This window comes from Pandoraea cepalis, from assembly GCF_902459625.1.
Lineage (GTDB): Bacteria > Pseudomonadota > Gammaproteobacteria > Burkholderiales > Burkholderiaceae > Pandoraea > Pandoraea cepalis.
This window is the reverse complement of record NZ_CABPRY010000011.1, coordinates 43399-69034: the sequence shown is the minus strand read 5'-3', so window position 1 is coordinate 69034 and position 25636 is coordinate 43399. Positions and strand designations below refer to the sequence as shown.

At 64.0% G+C, this 25636-nt stretch carries 28 protein-coding genes and 1 tRNA gene; 22 read left to right on the top strand and 7 right to left on the bottom strand.

The features are described 5' to 3' along the window. Positions 1–573 precede the first annotated feature (573 nt). Entirely contained in the window at positions 574–1362 is a 789-nt protein-coding gene (otnI, locus tag PCE31107_RS19335; RefSeq protein WP_150610333.1) for a 2-oxo-tetronate isomerase, read from the bottom strand. Positions 1363–1419: 57 nt separating this feature from the next. Further along, a complete protein-coding gene (locus PCE31107_RS19330) occupies positions 1420–1926 on the bottom strand; it encodes an energy transducer TonB family protein (RefSeq protein ID WP_150610332.1) in 507 nt (168 codons plus the stop codon). Between the two features lie 298 nt (positions 1927–2224). Here PCE31107_RS19330 and arsC point away from each other — a divergent pair, with 298 nt between their 5' ends. Beyond that, positions 2225–2581, top strand: coding sequence for an arsenate reductase (glutaredoxin) (gene arsC / locus PCE31107_RS19325; protein WP_150610331.1), 357 nt, complete (start codon positions 2225–2227; stop codon positions 2579–2581). 73 nt (positions 2582–2654) lie between these two features. On the opposite strand, the gene PCE31107_RS19320 is transcribed toward arsC, so the two are convergent. Both PCE31107_RS19320 and PCE31107_RS19315 read right to left on the bottom strand, forming a co-directional pair. After that, positions 2655–3416, bottom strand: coding sequence for a 3'-5' exonuclease family protein (locus PCE31107_RS19320; RefSeq protein ID WP_150610330.1), 762 nt, complete (start codon positions 3414–3416; stop codon positions 2655–2657). Next, the gene (locus tag PCE31107_RS19315) at positions 3413–4069 is read right to left on the bottom strand and encodes an MBL fold metallo-hydrolase (protein WP_150610329.1); all 657 of its coding nucleotides are present in this window, start codon (positions 4067–4069) and stop codon (positions 3413–3415) included. The genes PCE31107_RS19320 and PCE31107_RS19315 overlap by 4 nt, the downstream gene beginning before the upstream one ends. Before the next feature lie 234 nt (positions 4070–4303). Here PCE31107_RS19315 and PCE31107_RS19310 point away from each other — a divergent pair, with 234 nt between their 5' ends. From PCE31107_RS19310 to PCE31107_RS19295, 4 genes are all read left to right on the top strand, one after another. Continuing rightward, positions 4304–4921 (top strand): septal ring lytic transglycosylase RlpA family protein, encoded by a 618-nt coding sequence (locus tag PCE31107_RS19310; RefSeq protein WP_150610328.1) that lies wholly within the window; start codon positions 4304–4306, stop codon positions 4919–4921. A 445-nt stretch (positions 4922–5366) separates the two neighbouring features. Further along, the gene (locus tag PCE31107_RS19305) at positions 5367–6353 is read left to right on the top strand and encodes an ABC transporter substrate-binding protein (protein WP_130027523.1); all 987 of its coding nucleotides are present in this window, start codon (positions 5367–5369) and stop codon (positions 6351–6353) included. Positions 6354–6586: 233 nt separating this feature from the next. Continuing rightward, positions 6587–7492 (top strand): ABC transporter permease, encoded by a 906-nt coding sequence (locus tag PCE31107_RS19300; protein ID WP_130027522.1) that lies wholly within the window; start codon positions 6587–6589, stop codon positions 7490–7492. A 2-nt stretch (positions 7493–7494) separates the two neighbouring features. Continuing rightward, a complete protein-coding gene (locus PCE31107_RS19295; RefSeq protein ID WP_130027521.1) occupies positions 7495–8289 on the top strand; it encodes an ABC transporter ATP-binding protein in 795 nt (264 codons plus the stop codon). 106 nt (positions 8290–8395) lie between these two features. On the opposite strand, the gene PCE31107_RS19290 is transcribed toward PCE31107_RS19295, so the two are convergent. From PCE31107_RS19290 to rsmI, 3 genes are all read right to left on the bottom strand, one after another. Next, positions 8396–8686: a type II toxin-antitoxin system RelE family toxin gene (locus tag PCE31107_RS19290; protein WP_130027520.1), complete on the bottom strand. Its 291-nt coding sequence runs from the start codon at positions 8684–8686 to the stop codon at positions 8396–8398. Further along, positions 8673–8915 (bottom strand): type II toxin-antitoxin system Phd/YefM family antitoxin, encoded by a 243-nt coding sequence (locus PCE31107_RS19285; RefSeq protein ID WP_150610327.1) that lies wholly within the window; start codon positions 8913–8915, stop codon positions 8673–8675. Before PCE31107_RS19285 ends, PCE31107_RS19290 begins: the two co-directional genes overlap by 14 nt. A 177-nt stretch (positions 8916–9092) precedes the next feature. Continuing rightward, positions 9093–9977 (bottom strand): 16S rRNA (cytidine(1402)-2'-O)-methyltransferase, encoded by an 885-nt coding sequence (rsmI, locus tag PCE31107_RS19280; protein WP_150610326.1) that lies wholly within the window; start codon positions 9975–9977, stop codon positions 9093–9095. A 95-nt stretch (positions 9978–10072) separates the two neighbouring features. On the opposite strand from rsmI, the gene PCE31107_RS19275 reads away from it, so the two are divergent. The 17 genes from PCE31107_RS19275 to PCE31107_RS19195 all read left to right on the top strand — a co-directional run bounded on the left by PCE31107_RS19275 (position 10073) and on the right by PCE31107_RS19195 (position 25456). Further along, positions 10073–10426, top strand: a complete 354-nt coding sequence (locus PCE31107_RS19275; protein WP_130027519.1) for a YraN family protein — start codon at positions 10073–10075, stop codon at positions 10424–10426. A 154-nt stretch (positions 10427–10580) separates the two neighbouring features. Beyond that, the gene (locus PCE31107_RS19270) at positions 10581–11168 is read left to right on the top strand and encodes a phosphoheptose isomerase (protein WP_150610325.1); all 588 of its coding nucleotides are present in this window, start codon (positions 10581–10583) and stop codon (positions 11166–11168) included. 118 nt (positions 11169–11286) lie between these two features. Further along, a complete protein-coding gene (locus tag PCE31107_RS19265) occupies positions 11287–12054 on the top strand; it encodes a BON domain-containing protein (RefSeq protein ID WP_130027518.1) in 768 nt (255 codons plus the stop codon). 33 nt (positions 12055–12087) lie between these two features. Then, positions 12088–12594, top strand: coding sequence for a c-type cytochrome (locus PCE31107_RS19260; protein ID WP_150610324.1), 507 nt, complete (start codon positions 12088–12090; stop codon positions 12592–12594). Positions 12595–12604: 10 nt separating this feature from the next. Next, positions 12605–13900 carry an NAD(P)/FAD-dependent oxidoreductase gene (locus PCE31107_RS19255; RefSeq protein ID WP_150610323.1) on the top strand — a complete coding sequence of 432 codons (1296 nt, stop codon included), beginning with the start codon at positions 12605–12607 and terminating at the stop codon, positions 13898–13900. 199 nt (positions 13901–14099) lie between these two features. Beyond that, positions 14100–15863: a ShlB/FhaC/HecB family hemolysin secretion/activation protein gene (locus tag PCE31107_RS19250; RefSeq protein WP_150610322.1), complete on the top strand. Its 1764-nt coding sequence runs from the start codon at positions 14100–14102 to the stop codon at positions 15861–15863. 392 nt (positions 15864–16255) lie between these two features. Further along, positions 16256–16603, top strand: coding sequence for an ArsR/SmtB family transcription factor (locus PCE31107_RS19245; protein WP_130027514.1), 348 nt, complete (start codon positions 16256–16258; stop codon positions 16601–16603). Positions 16604–16760: 157 nt separating this feature from the next. Next, positions 16761–18128, top strand: coding sequence for a sulfite dehydrogenase (gene soxC / locus PCE31107_RS19240; RefSeq protein ID WP_130027513.1), 1368 nt, complete (start codon positions 16761–16763; stop codon positions 18126–18128). Further along, entirely contained in the window at positions 18112–19347 is a 1236-nt protein-coding gene (locus PCE31107_RS19235; RefSeq protein ID WP_150610321.1) for a c-type cytochrome, read from the top strand. The genes soxC and PCE31107_RS19235 overlap by 17 nt, the downstream gene beginning before the upstream one ends. 85 nt (positions 19348–19432) lie before the next feature. Then, positions 19433–19762: a c-type cytochrome gene (locus PCE31107_RS19230; RefSeq protein ID WP_017233577.1), complete on the top strand. Its 330-nt coding sequence runs from the start codon at positions 19433–19435 to the stop codon at positions 19760–19762. A gap of 136 nt (positions 19763–19898) precedes the next feature. Beyond that, positions 19899–20366, top strand: a complete 468-nt coding sequence (gene soxY / locus PCE31107_RS19225) for a thiosulfate oxidation carrier protein SoxY (RefSeq protein ID WP_130027511.1) — start codon at positions 19899–19901, stop codon at positions 20364–20366. A 31-nt stretch (positions 20367–20397) separates the two neighbouring features. After that, positions 20398–20709 (top strand): thiosulfate oxidation carrier complex protein SoxZ, encoded by a 312-nt coding sequence (soxZ, locus tag PCE31107_RS19220; protein ID WP_017233575.1) that lies wholly within the window; start codon positions 20398–20400, stop codon positions 20707–20709. Positions 20710–20964: 255 nt separating this feature from the next. Continuing rightward, entirely contained in the window at positions 20965–21750 is a 786-nt protein-coding gene (gene soxA, locus PCE31107_RS19215; RefSeq protein ID WP_370364043.1) for a sulfur oxidation c-type cytochrome SoxA, read from the top strand. Between the two features lie 19 nt (positions 21751–21769). Next, on the top strand, positions 21770–22420 hold the full coding sequence (gene soxX / locus PCE31107_RS19210; RefSeq protein WP_130027510.1) for a sulfur oxidation c-type cytochrome SoxX: 651 nt from the start codon (positions 21770–21772) through the stop codon (positions 22418–22420). 332 nt (positions 22421–22752) lie between these two features. After that, positions 22753–23226 carry a TlpA family protein disulfide reductase gene (locus PCE31107_RS19205; protein WP_246181891.1) on the top strand — a complete coding sequence of 158 codons (474 nt, stop codon included), beginning with the start codon at positions 22753–22755 and terminating at the stop codon, positions 23224–23226. Between the two features lie 353 nt (positions 23227–23579). After that, on the top strand, positions 23580–25289 hold the full coding sequence (gene soxB, locus PCE31107_RS19200) for a thiosulfohydrolase SoxB (RefSeq protein WP_150610320.1): 1710 nt from the start codon (positions 23580–23582) through the stop codon (positions 25287–25289). 91 nt (positions 25290–25380) lie between these two features. Next, a tRNA-Ala gene (locus tag PCE31107_RS19195) sits at positions 25381–25456 on the top strand. Positions 25457–25636 lie beyond the last annotated feature (180 nt).

The following is a 25636-nucleotide window of genomic DNA, read 5'->3' as shown; positions in this document are numbered from 1 at the left end:
GGGGGGGCGTCGCCGATGCCGCCCTCGATGTGATGGGCCGGCTCGCGCGGGCATCGTCCGTGTCGATGCTTCGCCGGACGAGTTACTCAGGATGGCGAACTAAATGACGCATCGGTCAATGCGCCAGAAACCCATGCCAGACAAGGCTAAGCGGTAACGTGGAGGGTCGCGCAAAGGTCTCAGGTGTTACAACCTGAAACACTTTGTTACCCCTCCCCTTTTACGTTTCCACCAAAATGCTTCTCAACGCTGCTGTGCTTATCCCCCGGTAACACAGCAGCGCGACTGTATCGGCGCAACGCGTCCCCCGGCGCGATCTGCAAGGTGGTTCGATGCAGTGCTCTGAATCTGGTCTCCTCGCGCTAACCCCGTAGCGTGTGGTTTTGGCGGGCCTAAGTGTCCCGCCATTTTTTTTGCCTGCGCAGACCTACATCTTTCCTACACCTTTCGTCATCATCCCAAAAGATTATTTCGCCCTCCGATTTAGTTTTCGGAAATCGATTTATCCCTGCGTAAATGGATAAGCGACATGCCGACCGGTGGTCGGCATTGTCGGCGCGGCGATTCGACAGCTTATCGGGTGGCCCTGAGCCACGGCTTGAGCCAGCCCAGTCCGGCGCGCGTTGTGCCCTGCGGGCGATATTCACACCCGACCCATCCCGTGTACCCGAGTTCGTCGAGCAGACTAAAGAGAAACGGATAGTTGACTTCGCCGGTGTCGGGCTCGTGACGCGCAGGCACGCCTGCCACCTGCACGTGGCCGATATTGTCGATGTGCTGGCGTAGCTTGACCGCCAGGTCACCCTCGACGATCTGGCAGTGATACACGTCGAACTGCACCTTGAGATGGCTCGCGCCGACCTCCTGGCGAATGGCCTGCGCCTGATCCTGTCGTGTCAGGAAATAGCGCGGAAAGTCGCGCGGATTGATCGGTTCGATGAGAATCGCGACGCCATGCGCGGCAGCCTGTCCGGCCGCGTAGGCGAGATTGTCGAGATAAACGTCGCGGCAGCGCTCAAGCGACGCGGCGGGGTCGGGGCATCCGGCCATCACGTGCAGTTGGCGGCAGCCCAGCGTATCGGCGTAGTCGAGCGCGCGTTCGAGGCCGTCCCGAAACTGCGCTTCGCGCCCTGGCAGCGCTGCCAGCCCGCGCTCGCCGTTGGCCCAGTCGCCGGCGGGGGTGTTGAACAGCACCTGCGTGAGCCCCGCGTCGTCCAGACGCGCCCGCACCTCTTGTGCGGGATGATCGTAAGGGAACAGGCATTCCACGCCCCGGAAGCCGTCGCTTGCGGCCTCGCGGAAACGCTCCAGAAACGGCACTTCCTGATAGAGCAGGGTCAGGTTCGCGGCAAATCGCGGCATGAGCATCTCCGTCGCCCGGCGCGGGCCGGGCAGGGTGGATCGATGCCTGTCACGATATCACTGCCCGTCGATCTGGGGCGCTGCCACGCTGCGCAACTGGAAGCGCCCGTCATCGTTGAAGAGCCAGGTTTCGACGGCGCGTACGCGTCCGCTGCTGTCGACCAGCGCACGGCTCGGCATCGGCAGCGGGCTGGCCCGTCGCAGGCTTGCCACCGCGATGCGCTCCGCTTCCTGGTCGCCATTGCTGCGATACAGCGCCACGCCCGTGATGTTCCCGTTGCGGTCCACCCAGTACTCGAGCGACACCACCGAGCGCAGCATCGGCTGGGGATTGCCCGGCGTGATCTGGCGGGCGTTGACCGCCGTCACGCGTTGCGCCGCGGCGATCTTGTACTGATCGAGCGCCGTGTACGGGACCCGGGCGGGCGTCAGGTTGAGGATGAGCGGCTGTTTGGGCTCGAAATCCGGATTGGCGCAGCCCGACACCGCCAGAACGCAGGCGATGACGGTAAAGCCTCCGGCGGCATGCAGTGCCCGCCGGCATTGAGAAGGTTGCGCATACATACATCGTCTCCCGCAACATTCGCGACACTTGTCTTCTTGCACATCTAACGGGCGGGCGCGGTTTCGCGGATCGAGAATTCGTTCGCGCGAAACGTCTTTCAACACAACGCGAAGCCCTCATTGCCTATCTTAGATGGCCCACGCGCGCAGCGCAGCGCGGTTAACACGTAGCCGTCGGTGCTGGCCCGGATGTCTGCAAGTGGCGGTATCCGGCGATACGATGCATACTCGCCAGCGCCCATTTCAGGCGCGCATGACAACGTCGCGCGCGACGCCTTTCGATCGCATTGGAGGAACCATGATTACCGTGTATCACAACCCGCGCTGCTCGAAGTCGCGCGAAGCGCTGGCCCTGGTGGAAGGTTCGCCGGCGGTGGGCGGGCGCGATCTGCAGATCATCGAATATCTGAAGACCCCGCCGACGCTCGCCGATCTCAAGCGTTTGCACAATCTACTGGGCGTGCCGGTGCGCGAGATGATCCGAAGCAACGAAGCCGAGTACACCGAGCTGGGATTGGCCGACATGGCAATGACCGACGGCGCCTTGCTCGCCGCCGTGGCGGCGCACCCGAAATTGTTGCAGCGGCCCATCGTGGTCAACGGCGACAAGGCAGTGATTGCGCGTCCGCCCGAGTTGGCGAGCCAGGTGCTGTAATCGGCCGACGGCGGACGCGGTCCCCGCGCGATGCGTGTCGAGCCCCTCGCGCATGGCACCGCGAGGTTCTGGCTCAGCCGTGCGCCGCGCTGTCCTTGCCGGGGCCGGTGTCTGGCGATTCGGCGTGCGCCACCGCGTCGGCCGCCGCTTGAGCTTCGGGCGACCTGAACACCGGCGCGTCGGCATTCGCCGTGAGTCCGGCGCCGCGCCAACCGGGGAGTTCGGTCAACGTTTTCTGCTGCTCGCGCAGCTCGGCGAGCATGTTGCAAAAGAGCGCGCCTTGTTCGAGCGCGTCGTCGAGTGCCACGTGCGTGTGCGGCAGCGGGTCGAGCCAGACTGACGGCAGCCGCGGCTTGATGCACTTGCGGTAGGGCATGCCGGTCATGGCGAAAGCGAGCGTCTTGATGTCGAGCGCCGACCATGAAAACGGACAACGGCCGACGAAACGCATCATGTACCAGAACATGAACGTGAAATCGAACCCTGCCGGATAGGCGACGAACACCGGCTTGCCCGGCAGCTTCTCCACCCACTTCACATACGCCTTGAGCGCCTTGGTCGGGTCTTCCTGATCGACGCGGCAGGCCGCCCACGCGTCTGGCTCGGTCTTCCACCATTTCATCGTCAGCGGATGCCCCTTCGCGTCCGGCAGGCACTCGAGATTGGCGCTGAACGTGCCGATCAACTCCTTGTCGGCCGTGTAGGCCGCCGACGCGAAACTCAGCATCGAATGCGGGCCGGGGATCGGGCCGTCGGCCTCGACGTCGGTGCTGACGAAAATTTCCTCGTCGGCAGGGATGATGCGCGAGGGGGTACGCGACACGGCCTCGCTCATGCGGCGCTCCCGGCGAGCAAGGCATCGGCCACGTACGGATTGGTCTGACGCTCCTGACCGAACGTGGAGACAGGACCGTGTCCGGGAATGAAGGTCACGTCGTTGCCGAGCGGCCAGAGTTTGTTACGGATCGACGCGATCAGGTCGGCGTGGTTGCCGCGCGGAAAATCGGTGCGGCCAATGGAGCCGGCGAAGAGAGCGTCGCCCACGCTGGCCAGACGCTCGTCCGCCGAGAAGAACACTACATGACCCGGCGTATGCCCCGGGCAATGCAGCACGTCGAGGGTGACCTCGCCGAACGTGACCGTGTCGCCGTCACCCAGCCAGCGGTCAGGCGTGAACGGCTGTGGTTCGGGAAAGCCGAAGCGGGCGCTTTGCGTCTGAAGCTGGTCGATCCAGAACGCGTCGTCGGGATGCGGGCCTTCGATGGGGACGTCGTATTTCTCGGCAAGTGCGCCCGCGCCGCCGCAATGGTCAAGGTGGCCGTGCGTCAGGAAGATTTTCTCGAGCGTCAAACCCTGGCGTTCGATCTCGCCGACGATCCGGTCGATGTCGCCACCGGGGTCGACCACCGCGGCGCGCTTCGTCGCATCGCAGACGAGCAGGGTGCAGTTTTGCTGGAAAGGCGTGACAGGAATCAGAGTGACGTTCATGGGATATCGGGGACGCAGTTTTCCCCTATTGTAATTCGGGTGCGAAGGGACCCGCCGGGCGCGTCGCAATCGACGACACGCCTGAGCGCTGCTCGCCAAGCGGGTCGGAGCGCTTGAGCGAGCCGTGTTCGATGAGACTGACCACCCCTGTATGATGCTGATTCAGCGAGTCTCGGCGCGTAAGTGAACGCTCGCTGATAGGTTGCATTTTGCGTCGTGTTAAACTTGCGCGCTATGCGAACACGCGAGATCCTCACACGGTTCGCGGTCGGCTGCGCCCTCGCCCTGACGTTGACAGCCTGCACAACGCCGCTCGAACCCCTCAGCCCCACGGCTGCCGCCGCTTCGGCGGCAGGCGCGCGCGCCCGTGCGCGCGAAGCCAACGCGCCCGTCGGGTCGAACTTCGATCTGCAGTGGCCCGGCAAGTCGTATCGTACCGAAGGTCTCAGTCCGGGCGATCCCGAAGCGCCGGATCGCGACGGCGAAGCGCATCTGCGCGCCGACGCCGGCACGTTTTACCAGACTGGCATGGCCTCCTGGTATGGCAAGAAGTTTCATGGACGTCGCACGGCCACCGGCGAAACGTTCGACATGAACGAGCCGACCGCCGCGCATCCGACCTTGCCGCTGGGCAGCTTCGCGCTCGTGCGCAATATCGCCAACAACAAGACTGTCGTCGTCAAGATCAACGATCGCGGCCCCTACGCGCGCAATCGCATCATCGACCTTTCCTACGGGGCGGCCAAGCAGCTCGGCTTTATTCGCGCCGGCCACGCCAAGGTCGAAATCCGCCGGCTTTCCCGCACCGAAGTCGCTGCCCTCGGCCTGGACGACAGCAAGAACGCGCCCTGACGCCACCCGGCGTACGTGCGTCGTCGCGGCGCCTCGTTGCCCTACGGCCAATTCTGAAATCGCATTGATGGCTTCCCGAGCAATGGGATGCTCGCCGCCCATTTGTTGTGCAAAATCCATCTATTCTGTGTAAAAAATCGTGCATTATTCCGATTCTCGCTGAATCTGATAGGGCGAATGCCGCGCATGAATGTGCGCACATCGGAAGCTTGACGACCAAATCGACTAATTTTTTTCCGATTGCCGCATCAATCTGCCAGTGATTCGGCGCAACCTGATATTCCACGGGCCTTCTGGGCGGTTGCGTTGGCAACCGTTGTTCGCTCAGGGGGATGTGGGTAGACTGTGCCCCACGCGCCGGTGCACGTTTTGTGTGCATCCGAATGAGACCCGACGAGACACGGGCTCAGCGCACCTATCAAAGAGCATTCCTGGAGGAGTTTTGATGTCGACGATGGGCAAATTCGCCAAGCGCACCCTGCTGTGCGCCGTGGCCGCAACGTTGTTGGGCACGACCGGCGCGGCCTTCGCGCAGGGGACAAAATCGGTGGCCGTGTTGGCGATCGTGGAGCACCCGGCGCTGGACGCCATCCGCGATGGCGCACGCGATGAACTCAAGGCGGAAGGGTATGAGGTCGGCAAGAACCTCAAGTGGGAATATCAGAGCGCGCAGGGCAACGTCGGGACGGCCGCGCAGATCGCCCGCAAATTCGTGGGCGACCAGCCGGACGTGATCATCGGCATTGCCACGCCCACGGCGCAGGCCGTGGCGGCCGCGACCAAGTCCGTGCCGCTGGTCTACTCGGCCGTGACCGATCCGGTCGCGGCGCAACTGGTCAAGAATTGGGCGCCGTCGGGCACCAATGTGACCGGTGTGTCCGACAAGCTGCCGCTGGACAAGCAGGTCGCGCTGATCAAGCGTGTCGTGCCGAACGCCAAGCGTGTCGGCATGGTGTACAACCCGGGTGAAGCGAACTCGGTCGTGGTCGTCAACGAGTTGAAGAAGTTGCTGCCCGCTGCCGGACTGACGCTGGTCGAAGCGGCTGCGCCGCGCACCGTCGACATCAGCTCGGCGGCCAACAGCCTGGTCGGCAAGGTCGATGTGATCTACACGAACACGGACAACAACGTCGTGTCGGCGTATGAATCGCTGGTGAAGGTGGCCAACGACCGCAAGATCCCGTTGGTCGCGTCGGATACCGATAGCGTAAAGCGCGGCGCCATTGCGGCACTGGGCGTGAACTACTACGACCTGGGTCGTCAGACCGGGAAGGTGGTCGGGCGCATCCTGAAGGGAGAGAAGCCGGGGGCGATTGCCTCGCAGACCAGCTCGAATCTGGAACTGTTCGTCAACACGGCGGCGGCGGCCAAGCAAGGCGTGACGCTGTCGGACGATCTGGTGAAGGAAGCCAAGACGGTCATCAAGCAGTAAAGCGTGCGTGAGCGCGGTAAGGCGGGGTGACCTCCCTGCCTCACCGCAGCGCGACAGGGCGGCGCCCGGACACCCTCTGTCCCCGCCGCTCTTTTCCTATCGAATGGGTGGGACGGCTCCCCCCGACAGCGGTCGCACAACGACCGGCGATGCCCCGAACTGGCCGACGTCGGCCGTGTGAGCGCTGATGCCGAGACCCGGCATGGGCCGTCTTGCGCAGTGGAATTACGACAATGTCTCTTTTTTCTATGATGGGCGCCCTGGAGATCGGTCTGATCTTCAGTCTCGTGGCGCTCGGGGTGCTGATTTCCTTCCGCATCCTCAATTTCCCTGATTTGACCGTCGACGGCAGCTTCGCCCTGGGCGGCGCGGTCGCGGCTACGCTGATCGCCGGCGGCACCAATCCGTTCGCCGCGACTGTGGCGGCGATGGCGGCGGGCGCGCTGGCGGGCTTCATCACCGGCTGGCTCAATGTGCGCCTGAAGATCATGGATCTGCTTGCCAGTATCCTGATGATGATTGCGCTCTATTCCGTGAACCTGCGGGTGATGGGGGCGCCGAACGTGCCGCTGATCACGTCGCCGACCGTCTTCACGATGCTCCTGCCGGACAATGTGTCCTGGTTGCCTGACTATGTGACGCGTCCGTTGCTGCTGTTGGCGGTGGTCGTCGTGGTGAAGCTTGGGCTGGATTACTTCTTCCTGTCGCAACAGGGTCTGGCGATGCGCTCGACAGGCGCGAATTCGCGCATGGCGCGGGCGCAAGGTGTGAATACCGGTCACGAGATTCTGGCGGGCATGGCGCTCTCGAATGCGCTGGTGGCGCTTGCGGGTGCGTTGTTCGCGCAATCGCAGGGCGGCGCGGACATCTCGATGGGCATCGGTACCATCGTGATCGGCTTGGCGGCGGTCATCATTGGCGAGACGATTCTGCCGGCCCGACGCCTCATTCTCACAACGTTGGCGGTGGTCGTCGGTGCGGTGCTTTACCGCTTCTTCATCGCGCTCGCGCTCAACAGCGATTTCATCGGTCTGAAGGCGCAGGATCTGAATTTGGTGACGGCATTGCTCGTGGCGGTGGCGTTGGTGCTGCCGGCAACGCGCCGCAAGCTGTTCCCCCGCAAGAACGGAGGTGCCTGATCATGTTGAGCGCAAAAGACCTCAAGATCACTTTCAATCCGGGCACGCCCATCGAGAACCGTGCGCTGCGCGGCATGTCGCTGGACATCCCGACGGGTCAGTTCGTCACCGTGATCGGTTCGAACGGTGCGGGCAAGTCCACGTTCCTGAATGCCATCAGCGGCGACTTGCGAGTCGATTCGGGCACGATTTCCATCGACGGTAACGACGTCACGAAGAAGACGGCGTGGCAGCGGGCGAGTCAGGTGGCGCGCGTGTTCCAGGATCCGATGGCCGGCACCTGCGAGGCGCTGACCATCGAGGAAAACATGGCGTTGGCGGTCAAGCGGGGCGAACGCCGGAGTTTCGGGTTCGCGCTGAATCGGGAGCTGCGTGAGCGGTTCCGCGAGAAGCTGAGCCTACTCAACCTTGGGCTGGAAAACCGGCTCTCGGACCGTATCGGGCTGCTCTCCGGCGGTCAGCGTCAGGCGGTGAGCCTGTTGATGGCGTCGTTGCAGCCGTCGCGGATCTTGCTGCTCGACGAACATACGGCCGCGCTGGACCCGAAGACGGCGGCGTTTGTGCTGGAGTTGACGGCGCGCATCGTGCAGGAGGGCAAGCTGACGGCGATGATGGTCACGCATAGCATGCGTCAGGCACTGGACTACGGCGACCGCACGGTAATGCTGCACCAGGGCAAGGTCGTGCTGGACGTGTCGGGCGACGAACGCAAGGGCCTCGACGTTCCCGATTTGCTGCAGATGTTCGAACGCACCCGCGGCGAGCAGCTCGACGACGACGCACTGCTGTTGAGCTGAGTCGTCGCCAGGCAAGGACTTCGGGCCTGCTTCAAGCCCGTCTCAAGCCCGTCTCAAGCCCGTCTCAAGCCCGCTTCGGCGGGCTTGTTGCATTTCATCGGCCGCGTCACTGGACCCGCCTCCGGGCCGTGCGACAGGTGGCGCGGTTCTCTCGTTTGCCGACAGCGACCACCAACACGATGACGGCAGTCTCGTCGACCCGGTAGACGAGCCGGTATCCCAAGGGCGCGAGTTTGATCTTGTAGCAGTCCGGCATCGCCCTCAGCCGACTGCCGGACACCTGCGGTCTTTGCAGCCGTTGGCGCAATTTCGCTTTGAATTGGCGCTGGACCGTGGGATCAAGCGCCCGCCACTCTTTGAGGGCGGAGGGAAGGAATCGCAGGTCATAGGTCGTCAAGCTGGGTACTCACCGGCGTTTCGCTGGCGCGTGAACGGATGAGGTCGGCGAGTTCGGCGTCATCCAGGCGTTCGCAGATCGCCTCCCAATCCGCTGCCGGAACGAGATAGGCGACCGGCGTGTTCCGGTTCAGGATGGCGACGGGGCCGTCGGCCCGGTGGATGGCGGCACTGGGGTTCGATTTCAATTCGCTGATCGCGATCGATGCGCGGGCAAGGATGATTTTCACGTCACATCTCAGGCCCGGGGGGGAGGCGACCGATTCGTTGACGCGTATCGGCCGAGACCCTGAGATCGAGCCAATCATAGGGGGAATATCGATGGGAGAGTTTGGGGAGTCGCTGAGAATTTCTCCAGAAACGTCCGATTCCTTGCCCCCCAAAGCACCGCATCCCGCGCGGGGCACTCACGCGTTCTTAAGCGCCAGTGCCCGCTCGTAGAGCGCATTTTTGGGTGCCCCGGTGATCGCGGCGGCGAGCTTCGCGGCGCTTTTCGTCGGCAGTTCAGCCACCAGCAACGCAAGGATGCGTTGCGCTTCGGCATCGACACCGTCGGTGCTTGCGCTCGCTGCGGCGCCCGATACCGCCAGCACGAATTCGCCGCGCTGACGGTTCGCGTCCGCTTTCAGCCAGGCCACGCCTTCGCTCAGCGCACATTCGTGAATGTCCTCGAAGCGCTTGGTCAACTCGCGTCCGATCAACAGTCGGCGCGTGCCGCCCAATCCTTCGGCCAGTGCCGCGACCGTCTCCACGATCCGATGTGGCGCTTCGTAGAAGACCTGCGCCGAGGTCGCCCCTGCTAGCGCGGCAATCGCCTGGGCACGTTGCTGCGCCTTCGACGGCAGGAAACCCACGAACGTAAATGTCTCCACCCACGCGCCCGCCGCCGAGAGCAGCGTAATCACGGCGCTCGCGCCCGGTACCGGCATCACGCCGAGCCCCGCGGCACGCACCGCATCGACCAGTCGCGCGCCGGGATCCGAGATGCCCGGGGTACCAGCGTCTGAAATGTAAGCGATGCACTCGCCACCCCGCAGACGCTCGACCAACCGCGTCGCCCCTTCGTTTTCGTTGTGTTGGTGGACCGCAATCAACGGCTTGTCGATGCCATACCGCTGCAGCAACTGCGCGCTGTTGCGCGTATCTTCACAGGCGATAGCGTCAACCATCCCAAGGATGTACAGCGCTCGCACCGTGATGTCGGCGGTATTGCCCAACGGCGTGGCGACGACATACAGCGTGCCCACCGGGTAATGCTGGCCCTCGGCCAGGGACATCAGGCGCTCATCCATGGCGTCGCACTCCCGCAAACGGCGTCGTTGCCGCGCGGGGCACGCAGGCGTGGGTCACACCGGCAGCGCCGGCAACGGTAAACATCGGAACAACCATGTCGAATCAGTTAGGAGAATCGTTCGAGGGCCACGCTCAGACGCTGCTGGAGCGACGCGGCTGGCGGCTCGTCGCGCGCAATTATCGGTGTCGCGGCGGCGAAATCGACCTCATTATGCGGGATTGCGCGGGTGTACTGGTATTCGTCGAGGTGCGCGCCCGCGCGCGCAGCGACTTCGGCGGGGCCGCCGAGAGCATTACGCGCGCCAAACGCCGCCGCCTGGCCTTGGCCGCGCGTCACTATCTGCTGCGGCGTCCCGCGGGGCGTTGTCGTTTCGACGTGGTGACGTTCGACGGGCGTCCGCCCGTGGTGCGCTGGCTGCCCGACGCTTTCCGAGCCGACGACCTCTGACGAAACCCGCGTCCGCCGGCCTGTTACACTTGCGAACGCGCCGTTTTCAAGATTTTCAAGACTGATACGGCCTTTGAACGCCGGCCGATGCAGGTGAGTGCCCCGGGGCACCCATGCAAGGCCGGCCGCTTTTGCGACACCCTGGCAAACGACCATGTTGATCGAACGAATTCAGCAACACTTCTCGGATAGCGTCGAGACCAAGCTGGCGGCAGCCGACGCGCTGCCCGAATATATCGCCGCCGCAGCGGACGTCATGTTCGAAGCGCTGTCCAACGGCAACAAGATTCTCGCTTGCGGCAACGGCGGCTCGGCCGCCGACTGCCAGCACTTCGCGGCCGAACTCGTCGGCCGCTTCGAGCGCGAGCGCCCCGAATTGCCGGCCATCGCGCTGACCACGGACTCGTCGATCCTGACGGCCATCGGCAACGACTACAACTTCGACGCCATCTTCTCGAAGCAGGTGCGCGCGCTCGGGCACGAGGGCGATGTCCTGCTCGCCATCACCACGTCGGGTAATTCCGGCAACGTGCTCGCCGCCATTGAAGCGGCGCACGAACGCGGCATGCACGTGATCGCGCTGACCGGCAAGGGCGGGGGCAAGGTCAATGGGGCGCTGGGTGAGCTGGACGTGCACATCTGCGTGCCGGCCGATCGTACCGCGCGCATTCAGGAAGTTCACCTGCTCACGATCCACTGCCTGTGCGACCTGGTCGACGCGATGCTGTTCGGCGAAGCGTGAACCTATTGCCGTCATTCGGCGTCAAGAGCATGACAGGTACTGCGCCGCGGGGGCGGGCGGTGCCGGCTGGGCGCGGCGGGGGCCGTCCCGTTCGATCATCCAACAAGGAGAATGCCCGATGAATTTCCAACGCGTGGTCAAGCCGCTCGCCGCGGCGGCGTTGATTGCTGCAACCCTGGCCGGTTGTGCCCCCATCATTCTCGGCGGTGCCGCGACCGGCGCACTCGTCGCCACCGACCGCCGTTCCGTCGGCGCGCAGACGGAAGACCGTGAAATTCAGATCAAGGCCGAAGCCAATACCGCGAATAACCTGCCAGACGCCGCCCACGTCAACGTAACGGTCTTCAACCGTCGCGTGCTGCTCACCGGCGAGGTTCCGAACGACGCCAGCAAGCAGCGCGCCGTCGAAATCGTCAAGCAGATCAGCAACGTTCGCGGCATTGTCGACGAACTTGCCATCGGACCGGCCAGCTCCTTTGGTTCGCGCTCGAACGACGCGTGGATCACCAGCAAGGTCAAGGCCAACCTGATCAACACGAAGGAAATCTCGGCCAACGTCTTCAAGGTGGTCACCGAGCGTGGCGACGTGTATCTGCTGGGCCTCGTCTCGGAAGAGGAGGGCCGCATCGCCGCCAACGTGACCAGCCGTATCGACGGGGTGCAGAAGGTCATCAAGCTGTACGAATACATCAAGCCGGAAGAGGCGCAGCGCCTGTCGACCGAGGCCTCGAAGAACCCGGCCCCGGTGACTGACGATTCGAGCGCCGCGACCGTCACGACCACGCCGATCGACACCGACACCGTGACGGCCAAGCCGTTGTCCTCGCCCGCGCCGATCAGCGACGCACCGATCAAGCCCGGCCCGTCGAACAAGACCGGTAACTGACGCGTGCTGCCCGAGCGCTTCGGGATACCTTGCATGCGCACGCGTGCCGTCACGGGCGCAGCATCCAACCGCCGCGATCGTCTGCCTTGTCCATCTGCACGATGGGCGGCGCAGGCGTTCGCGGCGGCGCTCGTTCTGACCGCCGGAACCGGCGTTGTCGCCACCGGGACGGCGTTGGCTGCACCGGCCTCCGGGGTACGTGCCGCTTCCCCCATCTATGTCGAGCCGATGACCCCGCCGGCATCTCAGCCCGACTGGCAAGCCCGCGACTGGGCGATGGCATGCATGACGTGTCACAACGCGTCGGCGCCGGTGAGCGCGGGCAAGGCAACGCTGCCCGCGCTGGACGGACGCCCGGCGACGGAACTCATGACAGCGTTGCAGGCCATGCGCGATGGTCGGCGTGCCGCCACGCTGATGCCACAGCTTCTCAAAGGCTATCGCGACGACGAATTGCGTCGCATCGCCGCGTATTTCGCATCGCAGCCGGCAGACACGAGCGCGCCGGCGTCACCGCGCACGTCTCAAACGTCTCGATAGGGCCGAAACGATGCGTCGCCGCGACTTTCTTCTTGGCATGGGCTCGACAGCCGCACTGGGCGGCGCGTCTCACGCGTTGGCAGCGCCGCTCTGGCCCACGCCGCTCAAGACGCGTGCCCGTGTCGTCGTGATCGGCGGGGGATTCGGCGGTGCGACGGCCGCCAAGGCACTGCGCGTGCTCTCGGGCAACACGATTGATGTCACCCTCGTTGAGCCGAACCCCGCCTTTGTCTCCGCCCCGTTATCGAACCTCGTGGTTGGCGGGAATTTGCGGGTGAGCGACCTGACGGTGCCCTACGACCGGCTCGTCGAACGGCATGGCGTGGTCTGGCGGCGTACGCGTGCCCATGCCATCGACGCGGCCGCCAAGCAGGTGCGGCTTGCCGACGGTGGCCGACTTGCCTACGACAAACTCATCGTTGCCCCGGGCGTGTCGTTGCGCAGGGAAGCGATTGCCGGACTCTCCGATCACGCGGTGCGCGACGCCCTGCCGGTGGGATGGACCGACGCCCGGGAAAGCGCCGCGTTGCACGCGCGTCTGCAGGCGATGCCCGACGGTGGAGTCGTCGCCATCACGATCCCCGAGGCGCCGTTTCGCTGTCCGCCCGCGCCGTATGAGCGCGCGTGTCAGGTGGCCGCCTGGCTCAAACGTCACAAGCCGCGTGCCAAAGTGCTCGTCTTTGACACCAACGATCAAGTGCTCGCGGAAGCGGAGCAGTTTCAGGCGATCTGGCGCACGCAATTTGCCGGAATCGTTGAGTATCACCCGCAGTTCAATTGCACGGAAGTCGCGGCCGATGGCGCGAAGTGGCTGGCGCGCTTCGAGTTGGGAGAGGAGATCAAGGCCGACGTGCTCAATGTCATCCCGCCGATGCGGGCGGGCGATATTGCGGTGGACAGTGGGCTGGCGACGGCCAACGGCCGTTGGTGCGACGTCGACTTTCTGACGTTTGCGTCGACGGCGCACCCCGACGTCCATGTGCTGGGCGACGCCATCCAGATTGCCCCGCAAATGCCCAAGTCCGGCCACATGGCCAACCAGCACGGCAAGGTGTGCGCCGCGGCGATCGTGGCGGCCCTGTCAGGGCGTCCGATCAACCCGGAGCCGCTCTACAGCAACACCTGTTACACGTTCGTCTCGGCGACCGAAGCGATGCACGTGGCCAGCGTGCACCGATACGACGCCGCGCAGCGCACCATGCTCCCGGTGCCGGGCACAGGCGGCGCATCGCCGCGCGCCACACCGGACGAATTCGCCCTGGGACTCGCATGGGCACAGGGCATCTGGGCCGACATGCTGGCGTGACGCGGGTTCCGGTGGCATTCGCCGTCGTTGAAGCGCGTTTGGAGGCGACTCTCTAAGCGGCGCAACGACCGTGCTGCCGAAGTGCGTGATCGCGTTGTTGTGTAGGCGCCGCATCGCTGCAAATTCCTTCGTTGACGGGGCCTCACGCCTCTCGGTTACACTGGCCGCACGAAAAAATAAGCATACAAGGGGCATAGGGATGGCGCATCGCCAGGGAGCAGCCCGTCTTGCGCCACGCGTCGCGCGTGGGAATTCGGTCAAGACGGTGCAAAGCCGCAAGGTCGTTCAAGTCGTCGCCGTATCGTTGTGTTCCATTGGTCTGCTAAGCGTGCACGACGCCTTGGCCGACGGCAGTCCCGTGCGTGGCGACCCGCTGCAAAGCATTCCAAAAATCGAGGTGCCGAAGGCGCCCGCCGCCACCTTTCGCATTCAGCCGCCGACGCAGGAAGACGCGCTCAAGTCGCTGCTCGCGCGCAAGATGACCCCACGGCGTTTCGGTATCGAAGGCGTCAAGTCGTTGCCGTTCGCTGACGTGGCCGGGGTCTTCGCGCCGCTGGCGGGCAAGGAAGTGACCATTGGCGATCTGGTCGAAAAGGCCAATCAGGTCACGAAGATGTATCAGGACGCGGGCTATCTGCTGTCCTTCGCCTTTGTCCCCGCGCAAGACTTCAAAGACGGCTTCGTGCGCGTGACGATCGTTGAAGGCTATATCTCGAGCACGAAGATCACCGGCAAGCCGGGGCCGTCGGAACAGCGTCTGCGCGACATTGCCGCGCACATCGAGGCGGAGCGCCCGCTCAAGCGCGCCACGTTCGAGCGCTATCTGAACCTGCTCACGCTCGTGCCCGGCATGAAGATCAAGGCCGACGTGCAACCGCCGACGCAGACCGACGGCGCGACCGAACTCTCGCTCGACGTTACGCGTCAGCCCGTAGCGCTGGGCACGTCGCTCACCTATAACAACCCGGGCATTCGCGGCGTGTTCACGGTGACAAGCAACGCGCTCACCCCGCTCGGCGAACAGATTCAGCTTACGGCCATCGCCCCGAAGGGGCATAACGACGAAGAGTTCTATGCGGGGTCGTACATCCAGCCGCTCGGGTCGAACGGCTTGCAGGCGCGCGTGGACGCGTCGCACTATCGCGGACAACCAGACGATCAGGCGCTGGCCGGTCTGACGCGACACCTGGACACCAAGCGTGTCGCCGTGACCGTGTCGTACCCGATTCTGCTCAACAACCAGCGCAACCTGACGGTCAGCGGCGGCATGTACGGCGTGAATTCGCGCGATCGCTACGAAGTGCCGAATTCGCCGAACAACATCAATTCACAGACCAACGTGCGGGCCGCGCAGGTCCAGCTCTCGTACAACGAGGTCACAGAGAAGCAGACCCGCAGCGCCACGCTCGGTGTGTTCAAGGGCTTTACCGGGATGGGGGCGAGTCAGTCTTACACGACGCAGCCGGCGGGCGTCGCGCAAATACTCGGTCCCTACGATCTCGGCTTCTGGCGCTTCACGCTCGACGCCAAGCAGGGGCTCGTGCTGCCGTGGGAGTTTGGTGTTGTCGTCGCTGCGGGCGCGCAATACAGTGCCAACACGCTGCCGACGTCCGAGCAGGCGACGTTCGGCGGTCAGCGCTTCGGCCTCGGCTATCCTGCGGGTGAAGTCGCCGGAGACAGGGGCTGGGGGGCGTCGATCGAACTCAACCGGATGTTCCGCACCGACTTCCGCTTCCTCAAGACGATTCAGCCGTACCTGATGCTCGATACGGCGCGCGTCTATCTGAGTTCGGGACAGTTGTTCCACAACCAGCTTGCCTCCGTCGGCCTGGGCGTCCGGGTCTCCGACAGCAAGTACTACTCGCTCGACCTGTCGGTCGCCAAGCCGATGGCCGACGCGCCGACCAACTCGCCGAGCCGTCCGCTGCGGTTCAATGCGAACTGGTCATATCAATTCGAGTGAGACGGGATGGCGATTCGTCGCCGTTGCGCCATCGCCCGCGGACGACGTCCGCAAAATGTGGTGCTCTGGCACGCTGTCTCCCGCCACTTTCTTATCGGGTTTTTCCCTGATGCCCCAATCCGCCGGGTCGTCGCGCATGCGGCTGCACCTGACGGTACGTTCGGCGTTGCATGTCACGCAAACGCATACGAGGTGGAGCGCTATATCCATGGATATATACGGCAACGCGTCTGATCGGCGCCAAATGCACGTCCTCCGCGACGAGGCGACGGTCTCCAACGTGCTGCAGTGCAGCTTGCGTCCGACGCTTATTGTTTTGATTATCCGTATATGCGTCATTAGGCATATACGAAACTCCTTGTGCCAGCATACGAACTCAAAGACTGACCGTCATGGAAGAACTCGATCGCGTATTCGAAAAGGTGTCGCACTACTTCAGCCTGCTCTCCGAGCCGACCCGGTTACGGATTCTGCATGCGCTGTGCGGTGGCGAGCGCTCGGTGAGCGAGGTGGTGACGCAGGTGGGCTCGTCGCAGACGAACGTATCGCGGCATCTCGGGGCGATGTATCAGGCGGGCGTGTTGGCGCGCCGTCGCGATGGGAATCAGGTGTATTACACGATCGCGGATACCGGGGTGGTCGAGATCTGCCGCGCAGTGTGCGTGCAGGTCGCCGGCCGACTCGAGGAGGAGGCGCTGCCGGAGCGTGCCGTCGATGGCTTCATGCCACGCGTGAACTGACGCATGCCGCAGGCGCTTGTGGGGGCGTAGCACCGCAGTATGGCAACACCCGTAGGTCAGCGCGGCAATCAGACCGCGCGAATATTGTGAAACGCAAGCGGTAATCCGCCCGTGTCCTCGCGACGCGGGCGGACGCCACAAAACGCGAGGAGACAGGGTGAGCAAGACCAGCGATAGCACATCGCGAGCCGGCCGTTTGCGCCGGGCTCCGGAGAACTTCGTCGACAGCACGCTCGCCGACGACATCGCTCGCGACGGGTTGAGTCCCACCCGACGCAGCTTTCTGCAGCGCAGCTTCCTGGCTGCCGGTGCCGCGCTCGCTGGCGGCACGGCCTTTGCCGCCGACGCGCCCAAGGCTGCCGGGGATCCGATGATTCTCGAACCGCGTCCGTGGGCTACATCGCTGGGCCAGCCGGTCGCGGCGCGTCCGTACGGCATGCCGTCGAAATTCGAGGCGAACCTACAGCGCCGGCAGTCGCCAGGGCTGACGCAGACCGCGCAGGCATCGGTGGCATTCACGCCGCTGCAGGGCCTGTTCGGCATCATCACGCCCAGTGGGCTGCACTTCGAGCGCCATCATCAGGGCTGGCAGGAGATCGATCCAACGCAGCATCGCCTGATGGTACATGGCCTCGTGCGCGAAGCGAAGGTGTACACGATGGACGACATCATGCGCCTGCCGTCCGTGTCGCGCATGCACTTCATCGAATGCGGTGCGAACACCGGCATGGAATGGGGCAATGCGGCCGTGCCGACCGTCCAGTACACGCACGGCATGCTGTCTTGCTGCGAGTTCACGGGGGTGCCGCTGTCGGTGCTGCTCGACGAGGTGGGCGCCGATACCAAGCGCGGCCAATACGTGCTCGCCGAAGGCGGCGACGGCTCCGGTATGACCCGCACGATCTCGATGGAGGCGGCACTCTCCGACGTGCTCGTCGCCTGGGGCATGAACGGCGAAATGCTTCGTCCGGAAAACGGCTATCCGCTGCGGCTGGTCGTGCCGGGCGTGCAGGGTGTGTCGTGGGTGAAATGGCTGCGTCGCATCAAGATTGGTGACGCGCCATGGAATACCAAGGATGAAACGAGCCATTACGTCGACTTGATGCCGGACGGCCAGCATCGCCAGTACACATCGATCCAGGAGTGCAAGTCGGTCATCACGTCGCCCTCCGGTGGACAGGCGCTGCTCGATCGCGGCTATTTCAACGTGACCGGACTTGCGTGGTCGGGCCGGGGCCGCATCAAACGGGTCGACGTGTCGACCGATGGCGGCAAGACCTGGCGCGTGGCACGGCTCGAATCGCCCGTGCTGCCGAAGTGCCTCACGCGCTTCAATTTCGACTGGCAATGGGACGGCTCGCCGGCGCTCCTGCAAAGCCGGGCCATGGACGAGACGGGCTTCGTGCAACCGCGTTATCGGCAACTGCGCGAAGTGCGCGGCACGAAGTCGATCTATCACAACAACGCGATCCAGACGTGGCAAGTGGCGGCGAACGGGGAGGTGACCAATGTCCACGTCGATTGAACGCAAGTTGCAGCGCCCCTTGCGCCGGCGCGCGCAGTCGGTGGTGCTGGCCGGACTGTGGGTGGCCGCATTGACACTCGCGGGTTTGACGGTCGCGGCCTGGTTCTCGGCCCCGGCGCAGGCAGCGTCGGCCAACGCGTCCGGCAGTGCGAAGACGGTGGCGTCGGGGCCGGGCCAGACGCCCATCAAGGCACCGGCCGGGATCGGGCGCGACGCCACGCCGGCCGAATTGAGCGCGTGGGACATCGATGTGCGCCCTGACTTCAAGGGTTTGCCCAAGGGGCAGGGATCTGTCGCGGACGGCCAGAAGGTGTACGACGCCCGCTGTGCGTCGTGTCACGGTACGTTCGGCGAGAGCAACGAGGTGTTCAACCCGCTGGTGGGTGGCACCACGGCCGATGACATCAAGACGGGGCACGTGGCGTCGCTGCGCGCGAACAATCAGCCGGTGCGCACCACCTTCATGAAGGTCGATACGATCTCGACGATCTGGGATTACATCCGTCGCGCCATGCCGTGGAACGCGCCACGCTCGCTCAAGCCCGACGAGGTGTACGCGGTCACCGCCTATCTCCTGAATCTCGCGGAGATCGTGCCGTCGGACTTCGTGCTGTCGGATAAGACCATTGGCGACGTGCAGAAACTGATGCCCAATCGCAACGGGATGACGCGTGCGCACGGCATGTGGCGCGTGGGCGACAAACCGGATACTCATAACAAGGCCTGTATGCAGGATTGTCCCGAGGCTGGTATCGTGACGTCCGCACTCCCTGCGTACGCCCGCGACGCACATGGGGATCTGGCCGCGCAAAACCGGATCATCGGTCCGGTGCGCGGTGTCGATACGAAGCTGCCGCCGCTGTCGGGCACTGCCGCGCAAAACGCGTCGGTGCGCAAGACGGCGGCCCTCGCCACGCTCGGCATGGCGAGTTCGGACGCGCCGGCCCACTCCGCCGCTGTGACGTCATCGGCAGCAACGCTTGCGGACAAGAATGGTTGTCTGGCGTGTCACGGCGTGACCGACAAGAAGATCGGACCCGCCTTCTCGGAGGTCGCCACCAAGTACCATGGGCAGCCGGATGCGGCTGAAAAACTGGTGGCGAAGATACGTGCCGGCGGCGCCGGCAATTGGGGCAGCATGCCAATGCCGCCGCAATCGCAGGTCGCCGAAACCGATATCCGTACGATGGTCGACTGGATTCTCCGTGGTGCACATTGAGCGGGCAGGAGGTTCGACGGACGCACCGAGGGGCTCTCGGGCCGCCGCAGGACCCCCGTCCCCTACACAAATCGAAGGAGATACGATGAAAAAGATGCTGATCGCCGCGGCCATGCTGGCCGGCACCTCGCTGGCCCATGCCGGTGTCGATGTCGCAGCGGCGACCAAGCTCGCGGGTGCCAACGCCTGTATGGGTTGCCACGCCGTCGACAAGAAGCTGGTGGGCCCGGCCTATCAGGAAGTCGCCGCCAAGTACAAGGGTGACAAGGACGCGGTGGCCAAGCTGGTCAAGAAGGTGAAGGGCGGTGGTTCGGGTGTCTGGGGTCCGATCCCGATGCCGGCGCACCCGAACCTGTCGGATGCCGACGCCAAGATCCTCGTTGAGTGGGTTCTGGCCGGCGCCCCGGCGAAGTAACACCGGGGCAGGGGGCTCGCCGGCGGGCTACTCGGCAGGATCGGGTGGCGGGTCAGGTGAGCGAACGGCGGCCGGTGCGTGGCGGATCGATGGTCCGCTTCGTACCGGCGGCCCTCAGAGAAGGAAACACACAGAGATGAACCAACAGCGACGCGACATGCTGCGGTTTTCCGCGGTAATGGGACTGGCGGTAGCCGCCGGGCTGATCAAGCCCGAAGAGGCGCGCGCGGCAGAGGCGCATTGGAACAAGGCGGCGTTCTCGACCCGGAGCGTGGCCGACACGGTCAAGGCCCTGGGCGGCACGGGCACCAGCCCGAGCGATCTGGTCGTGCTGACCGCGCCTGACATCGCCGAGAACGGTGCGGTGGTGCCGGTGGCGGTGGCGAGCAAGGCGCCGAATACGCAGATGATCGCGATCTTGATCGAGAAGAATCCGAATACGCTTGCGGCGTCGTTCGATATTCCCGACGGTACCGAGCCGGCGGTGACCACGCGCGTGAAGATGGGCCAGACCTCGAAGGTCTATGCGCTCGTCAAGGCGGACAACAAGTACCTCGTGGCCGAGAAGGAAATCAAGGTCACGCTGGGCGGCTGCGGCGGTTAAGCGACGCATCGTAGAACAGAGGAGCCACAACATGGGTAATCCGATGCGCATTCGCGCAACCGAGGCCGGCGGTGTCGTCGAGGTCAAGGTGCTGATGAGTCACATCATGGAAACCGGCCAGCGCAAGGACGCTTCCGGTAATATCGTCCCGGCACACTTCATCCAGAACGTCACGGTGACTTGCAACGGGAAGACGGTACTGTCGGCCGAATGGGGTCCGGCGGTGTCGAAAGATCCGTTCATGGCGTTCAAGTTCAAGGGCGCCAAGAAGGGCGACAAGGTCACGGTCATGTGGGTCGACAACAAGGGCGATTCCCGGACCGACGAGACGGCCATCGCCTGACGGGCGGACGTCGGCAGACGTGCGGCGGCGAGTCACAGGCGCTGCCACGCGGATCCGGCCGGGTGGGACGGCGTGACGAGTAATCCGCGCCGTGCAGTGTGCAAGCACGAGCGCTCTCGGGAGATTCCCCGTTGCGCGGACCAACCCCACGAAGAGGAGATCGAGATGAACGAGGCGCAACATAGCGCACGGGCGAGCCAACGAATGAGCACGGCAGGAGACGCAGCGTGGCTGCGACGGACTGTGCTTGGCGGCATGCTCGTCATCGCGGGCGTCAGTGCCCCCGCATTCGCTGCAGAAAGCTCGACGGCGGACGCCATCGCGCAATATCGCGAGATGCTCGCCGACGGCAATCCAGCGGAACTCGTCGAAATGCGAGGCGAGGAACTCTGGAAAACGCCACGCGGCCCGAACAACGTGTCGATGGCGCAGTGCGACCTGGGTCTTGGTGCGGGTGTCGTCAAGAACGCTTACGCGCAACTACCGCGCTACTTCCCCGATACGAAGCGCGTGCTCGATGCCGAGTCACGCATCGTCGAGTGCATGGTGCATCTGCAGGGCTTCAAGCGCGCGGACGTCATCAAGCAGCCGTTCTCCAAGGAAGGGCAGGACCCGACCGATCTCGAAGCGCTCACCGCCTACGTGGCGGGTCAGTCACGTGGCGCGCTCATTCACGTGTCGCAGGCGCGCAAGGAGGAGAAGGAAGCCTACGCGCGCGGTCAGAAGATCTTCTATTACCGTTCCGGTCCGTACGATTTCTCGTGCGCGTCGTGTCACGGGGCGGATGACAAGCGTATTCGTCTTCAGGATCTGCCGAACCTGACCAAGCCTGCGGCGGCGCGACAGGCGTTTGCGACGTGGCCGGGCTATCGCGTCTCGCAAGGTGCGCTGCGCACGATGCAGTGGCGGATGAACGACTGTTTCCGCCAGCAGCGCATGCCGGTGCTGAATTACGGCTCGCAGGCGTCCATTGACCTGATTACCTTTCTCGGCGTGATGGCCAATGGCGGCAAGATGGACGCCCCTGGCCTGAAGCGCTGACCGATTGCGAGGCACACCCATGAAATCATTCGCATTGCGCGCGACGGGCGTCGCGCTGGCAGCGGCCGGGGCACTCGTCGTCGGCACGGCCTTCGCGCAGGACGAGAGTCCGAAGCTGGTGAGCGGCACGACCGATGCGGCCGTCGTGCAGGAGTTGCGCGATTCGTTCCGCGCCTCGGGCATCGCGCAGCTTGACCGCATCGATCAGAGCGAGTTGCAGAAGCTGTGCACGCAGTACGCGACCAAGCCGATGCCGGCGAAGGTGGCCGAGCGTCTGCAAAAAGCCGAGATGACGAAGGTCAAGGCACCGGCCGACGGCCAATATCTCGGCGACTGGAAGGAAGGCGAGAAGGTTGCCCAGAACGGCCGTGGCCTGCAGTTCACCGACAAGGCCGATACCGTCAATGGTGGCAACTGCTACGCGTGCCACCAATTGACCAAGAGCGAAATCTCGTTCGGCAACATCGGACCGTCGCTGTATCACTACGGCAAGCTGCGGGGTGACTCGACCGAAGTGGTCAAGTACACATGGGCGAAGGTCTATGACTCGCATAGCTACACGGCCTGCTCGAACATGCCGCGATTTGGCGCAGCGGGCATCCTGACGGAGAAGCAATTGAAGGACGTCATGGCGCTTCTGCTCGACCCCGCGTCTCCCGTCAACCAGTAAGCCACCGCCGTTCCGGCGCGCGGCCCGAGATCGTTGCGATCGACGGCCGCCGCCGGCTTCCGGAGTGCCGCATGACATCCCTGGAATATTCGAATCAAGCCACTGATCGTCGCCGGCCGTCGCGATGGTCTTGCTCGCGTGCGGGGTGGCGAAGTGGGTGTTTGCTTGCGTCTGGCGCGGACTCGCCAGTGGCGCGAATGCGTTTGTGGCAAGTGGCTGTTCACATGATGCTGAGTGGAATGGACGCCGTATTTGATGCCTGTACGGGGCGTGGATCGCGCCGTGCTGCGCGACGACGCGACATGGGCGTGCTCGGGCGTTTGGACGCAACGATGCGCACGGTGTTCGTCGTGGGAGCGATGGCCCTTGGCACACCGGCGCACGCGCTTGAGGTCGGCGACACGGTCACGCTGCCGTCGCTCACGCTGCTCGATGGCAAGACGCTGCCGGCGAGCGCGTTCAAGGACCGTACGGTCATCGTCGAGTACTGGGCATCGTGGTGCCCGTTCTGTGCGCAGCAGAATCCGCATGTGCAGAAGCTGTACGAGGCCACCCGCGGCAAGCCGATCCAGATCGTCACGTTATCGATCGACAAGAAACCGCAGGAAGCCATCGACTATCTCAAGACGCATGGCTATACGTTTCCGGCGGGTATGGAAACGGACGCCTGGCGGGCGGTGCTGGGTAAGCGTCGCGGGTTGCCGGAGCTGTATGTGATCGGCCGCAACGGCAAAGTGCTGCGCAAGGAGGTGGGCGAGATGTTTGGCGAGGACGTGGCGGCGCTGGCGGATTACGCGGGAAAGTGACCAGATGACCACGTGACCACGTGACCACGTGGCAAGGTGCCAGGGTGCCAGGGTGCCCAAGGTGCCCAAGGTGCCCAAGTGCCCCCGGTGGTTGGGTGATTGGGTAACCCGGTTACACGAGGACTCAGGGTTTGAATCAGTGATTTGGCGACTCGGTGAATCGATAACTCGGTGGTCGGGGGCTCGGTGAGTCGGCGGGACGAGACGGAAGATGATCGTTACCGAATCGTCCCGGGACGCTTACCTCGGCATCGCGTCGATGGTTTGCTGGCGCGGTACGCGCTGGCGGGTATGGCTACATTGGCTAACGATAAAGCAGGCGCGCCGCACGACGTTTGCGGTACGGAGACGAAATGAATCGACGCGAGTTCATGCAGGTGTTGGCGGTGGCGGCAGCCGGCGGAATGGCGCTTTCGCATCACGAGACGGCGGCCGCCGCAGGGGCGTCGTCGTTCTACGATCTGCCGAAGTTCGGCAATGTGCATCTGCTGCACTTCACCGACTGCCATGCGCAGTTGTTGCCGATGTATTTCCGCGAGCCGAGCGTCAATCTGGGGATTGGCGACCAGGCGAACAAGCCGCCGCATCTGGTGGGCGAGGCGTTTTTGAAGGCGTACGGCCTGCGTCCCGGCACACCCGACGCGTATGCGTTCACGTATCTCGACTTTGCGGCGGCGGCGCGTACTTACGGCAAAGTGGGCGGGTTCGCGCATCTTGCGACGCTGGTCAAGCGCATGAAGGCGTCGCGTCCTGGCGCGCTGCTGCTGGACGGCGGCGATACGTGGCAAGGTTCTGCCACATCGATGTGGACGAAGGGCCAGGACATGGTCGACGCCACGCTGGCGCTTGGCGTCGACGTGATGACGGCGCACTGGGAATTCACGTATGGTGCTGACCGTGTGAAGTCGGTGGTCGAGGAGCAGCTCAAGGGCAAGATCGACTTCGTTGCCCAGAATGTGCAGACGAACGATTTCGGCGACCCGGTCTTCGCGCCGTACACGATCAAGACGATGAACGGCGTGCCGGTGGCGATCATCGGGCAGGCGTTCCCATACACGCCGATTGCGAATCCGCGTTACTTCGTGCCGGACTGGACGTTCGGTATACAGGAGGAGCGTCTGCAGTCGATAGTCGACGGGGTGCGCGGCAAGGGCGCGCAGGTTGTGGTCTTGTTGTCGCACAACGGGATGGACGTGGATCTGAAGCTGGCGTCGCGGGTGCGGGGTATCGATGCAATTCTGGGCGGTCATACGCACGACGGGGTGCCGAAGCCTGTCATCGTGGAAAACGCTGGCGGCAAGACGCTTGTGACGAATGCCGGGTCGAACGGCAAGTTCCTGGCGGTCCTGGACTTCGACGTGAAGGGCGGCAAGCCGGTGGACTTCCGTTACAAACTGTTGCCAATTTTTGCCAATCTGCTTCCGGCCGACGCGCCGATGCAGGCGCTGATCGAACGCGTGCGTGCGCCGTTCGCGGCGAAGCTGGCGGAGCCGCTGGCGGTGACGGAGGGCGTGCTGTATCGGCGGGGGAACTTCAACGGGACCTTCGATCAACTGCTGCTCGATGCGGTGATGGCGGAGAAGGATGCCGAGATTGGCTTTTCGCCGGGTTTCCGTTGGGGGACGTCGCTGCTGCCGGGGCAAACGATCACGATGGAGCAGTTGCTCGATCAGACGGCGATCACTTACCCGTACACGACGCTCACTCCGATGACTGGCGAGACGATCAAGACGGTGCTCGAGGATGTGGCCGACAACCTGTTCAACCCCGATCCGTACTACCAGCAGGGCGGGGACATGGTGCGTGTGGGGGGGATGGATTACGCGATCGACCCGATGGCACCGATGGGGCAGCGGATTACGGAAATGCGTCTGAACGGGAAACTGATCGAGGCGGGGAAGACGTACAAGGTGGCAGGCTGGGCGCCGGTGGCCGAGGGGGCCCAGGGCGAACCGGTGTGGGATGTGGTGGCGCGGCATCTGCGCGCGCAGAAGACGGTGGTGGCGAAAGCGCCGAAAGTGCCGTCCATCAAGGGGATGAAGGGGAATTTGGGGGCGGCTTGAGGGCGGGAAATACGAAAATCCAACAAATCCCGAGCGTTTTTGTCGGCTGCTCGTCGGGCATTCAAAAACCGCTATAATTGGGGCCTCGTGTGGGGCGGTAGCTCAGCTGGGAGAGCGTCGCGTTCGCAATGCGAAGGTCGGGAGTTCGATCCTCCTCCGCTCCACCACTTTGTACGGCAGGTCTCTGCCGTTTCTCTTGTGTATTAAGTTAGCTTCGTGATGAAGTTGTGTCGCGGTGGCTTGTCGAAAGTGGGTGTTCTGCGTTTCCTGGACGTTCACCCCCCTCTCGGTCTTTCATACGTCCCCTTTTTGCGCGCGTGCGCTGCTTCTGCGCAATATCGCAGTCT

Excerpts from the sequence above, each read along its gene's own strand:
- otnI (WP_150610333.1), bottom strand. The coding sequence starts at position 1,362 with ATGCCGCGATTTGCCGCGAACCTGACCCTGCTCTATCAGGAAGTGCCG.
- PCE31107_RS19330 (WP_150610332.1), bottom strand. The coding sequence starts at position 1,926 with ATGTATGCGCAACCTTCTCAATGCCGGCGGGCACTGCATGCCGCCGGA.
- arsC (WP_150610331.1), top strand. The coding sequence starts at position 2,225 with ATGATTACCGTGTATCACAACCCGCGCTGCTCGAAGTCGCGCGAAGCG.
- PCE31107_RS19320 (WP_150610330.1), bottom strand. The coding sequence starts at position 3,416 with ATGAGCGAGGCCGTGTCGCGTACCCCCTCGCGCATCATCCCTGCCGAC.
- PCE31107_RS19315 (WP_150610329.1), bottom strand. The coding sequence starts at position 4,069 with ATGAACGTCACTCTGATTCCTGTCACGCCTTTCCAGCAAAACTGCACC.
- PCE31107_RS19310 (WP_150610328.1), top strand. The coding sequence starts at position 4,304 with ATGCGAACACGCGAGATCCTCACACGGTTCGCGGTCGGCTGCGCCCTC.
- PCE31107_RS19305 (WP_130027523.1), top strand. The coding sequence starts at position 5,367 with ATGTCGACGATGGGCAAATTCGCCAAGCGCACCCTGCTGTGCGCCGTG.
- PCE31107_RS19300 (WP_130027522.1), top strand. The coding sequence starts at position 6,587 with ATGTCTCTTTTTTCTATGATGGGCGCCCTGGAGATCGGTCTGATCTTC.
- PCE31107_RS19295 (WP_130027521.1), top strand. The coding sequence starts at position 7,495 with ATGTTGAGCGCAAAAGACCTCAAGATCACTTTCAATCCGGGCACGCCC.
- rsmI (WP_150610326.1), bottom strand. The coding sequence starts at position 9,977 with ATGGATGAGCGCCTGATGTCCCTGGCCGAGGGCCAGCATTACCCGGTG.
- PCE31107_RS19275 (WP_130027519.1), top strand. The coding sequence starts at position 10,073 with ATGTCGAATCAGTTAGGAGAATCGTTCGAGGGCCACGCTCAGACGCTG.
- PCE31107_RS19270 (WP_150610325.1), top strand. The coding sequence starts at position 10,581 with ATGTTGATCGAACGAATTCAGCAACACTTCTCGGATAGCGTCGAGACC.
- PCE31107_RS19265 (WP_130027518.1), top strand. The coding sequence starts at position 11,287 with ATGAATTTCCAACGCGTGGTCAAGCCGCTCGCCGCGGCGGCGTTGATT.
- PCE31107_RS19260 (WP_150610324.1), top strand. The coding sequence starts at position 12,088 with ATGCGCACGCGTGCCGTCACGGGCGCAGCATCCAACCGCCGCGATCGT.
- PCE31107_RS19255 (WP_150610323.1), top strand. The coding sequence starts at position 12,605 with ATGCGTCGCCGCGACTTTCTTCTTGGCATGGGCTCGACAGCCGCACTG.
- PCE31107_RS19250 (WP_150610322.1), top strand. The coding sequence starts at position 14,100 with ATGGCGCATCGCCAGGGAGCAGCCCGTCTTGCGCCACGCGTCGCGCGT.
- PCE31107_RS19245 (WP_130027514.1), top strand. The coding sequence starts at position 16,256 with ATGGAAGAACTCGATCGCGTATTCGAAAAGGTGTCGCACTACTTCAGC.
- PCE31107_RS19235 (WP_150610321.1), top strand. The coding sequence starts at position 18,112 with ATGTCCACGTCGATTGAACGCAAGTTGCAGCGCCCCTTGCGCCGGCGC.
- PCE31107_RS19230 (WP_017233577.1), top strand. The coding sequence starts at position 19,433 with ATGAAAAAGATGCTGATCGCCGCGGCCATGCTGGCCGGCACCTCGCTG.
- soxY (WP_130027511.1), top strand. The coding sequence starts at position 19,899 with ATGAACCAACAGCGACGCGACATGCTGCGGTTTTCCGCGGTAATGGGA.
- soxZ (WP_017233575.1), top strand. The coding sequence starts at position 20,398 with ATGGGTAATCCGATGCGCATTCGCGCAACCGAGGCCGGCGGTGTCGTC.
- soxA (WP_370364043.1), top strand. The coding sequence starts at position 20,965 with ATGCTCGTCATCGCGGGCGTCAGTGCCCCCGCATTCGCTGCAGAAAGC.
- soxX (WP_130027510.1), top strand. The coding sequence starts at position 21,770 with ATGAAATCATTCGCATTGCGCGCGACGGGCGTCGCGCTGGCAGCGGCC.
- PCE31107_RS19205 (WP_246181891.1), top strand. The coding sequence starts at position 22,753 with ATGCGCACGGTGTTCGTCGTGGGAGCGATGGCCCTTGGCACACCGGCG.
- soxB (WP_150610320.1), top strand. The coding sequence starts at position 23,580 with ATGAATCGACGCGAGTTCATGCAGGTGTTGGCGGTGGCGGCAGCCGGC.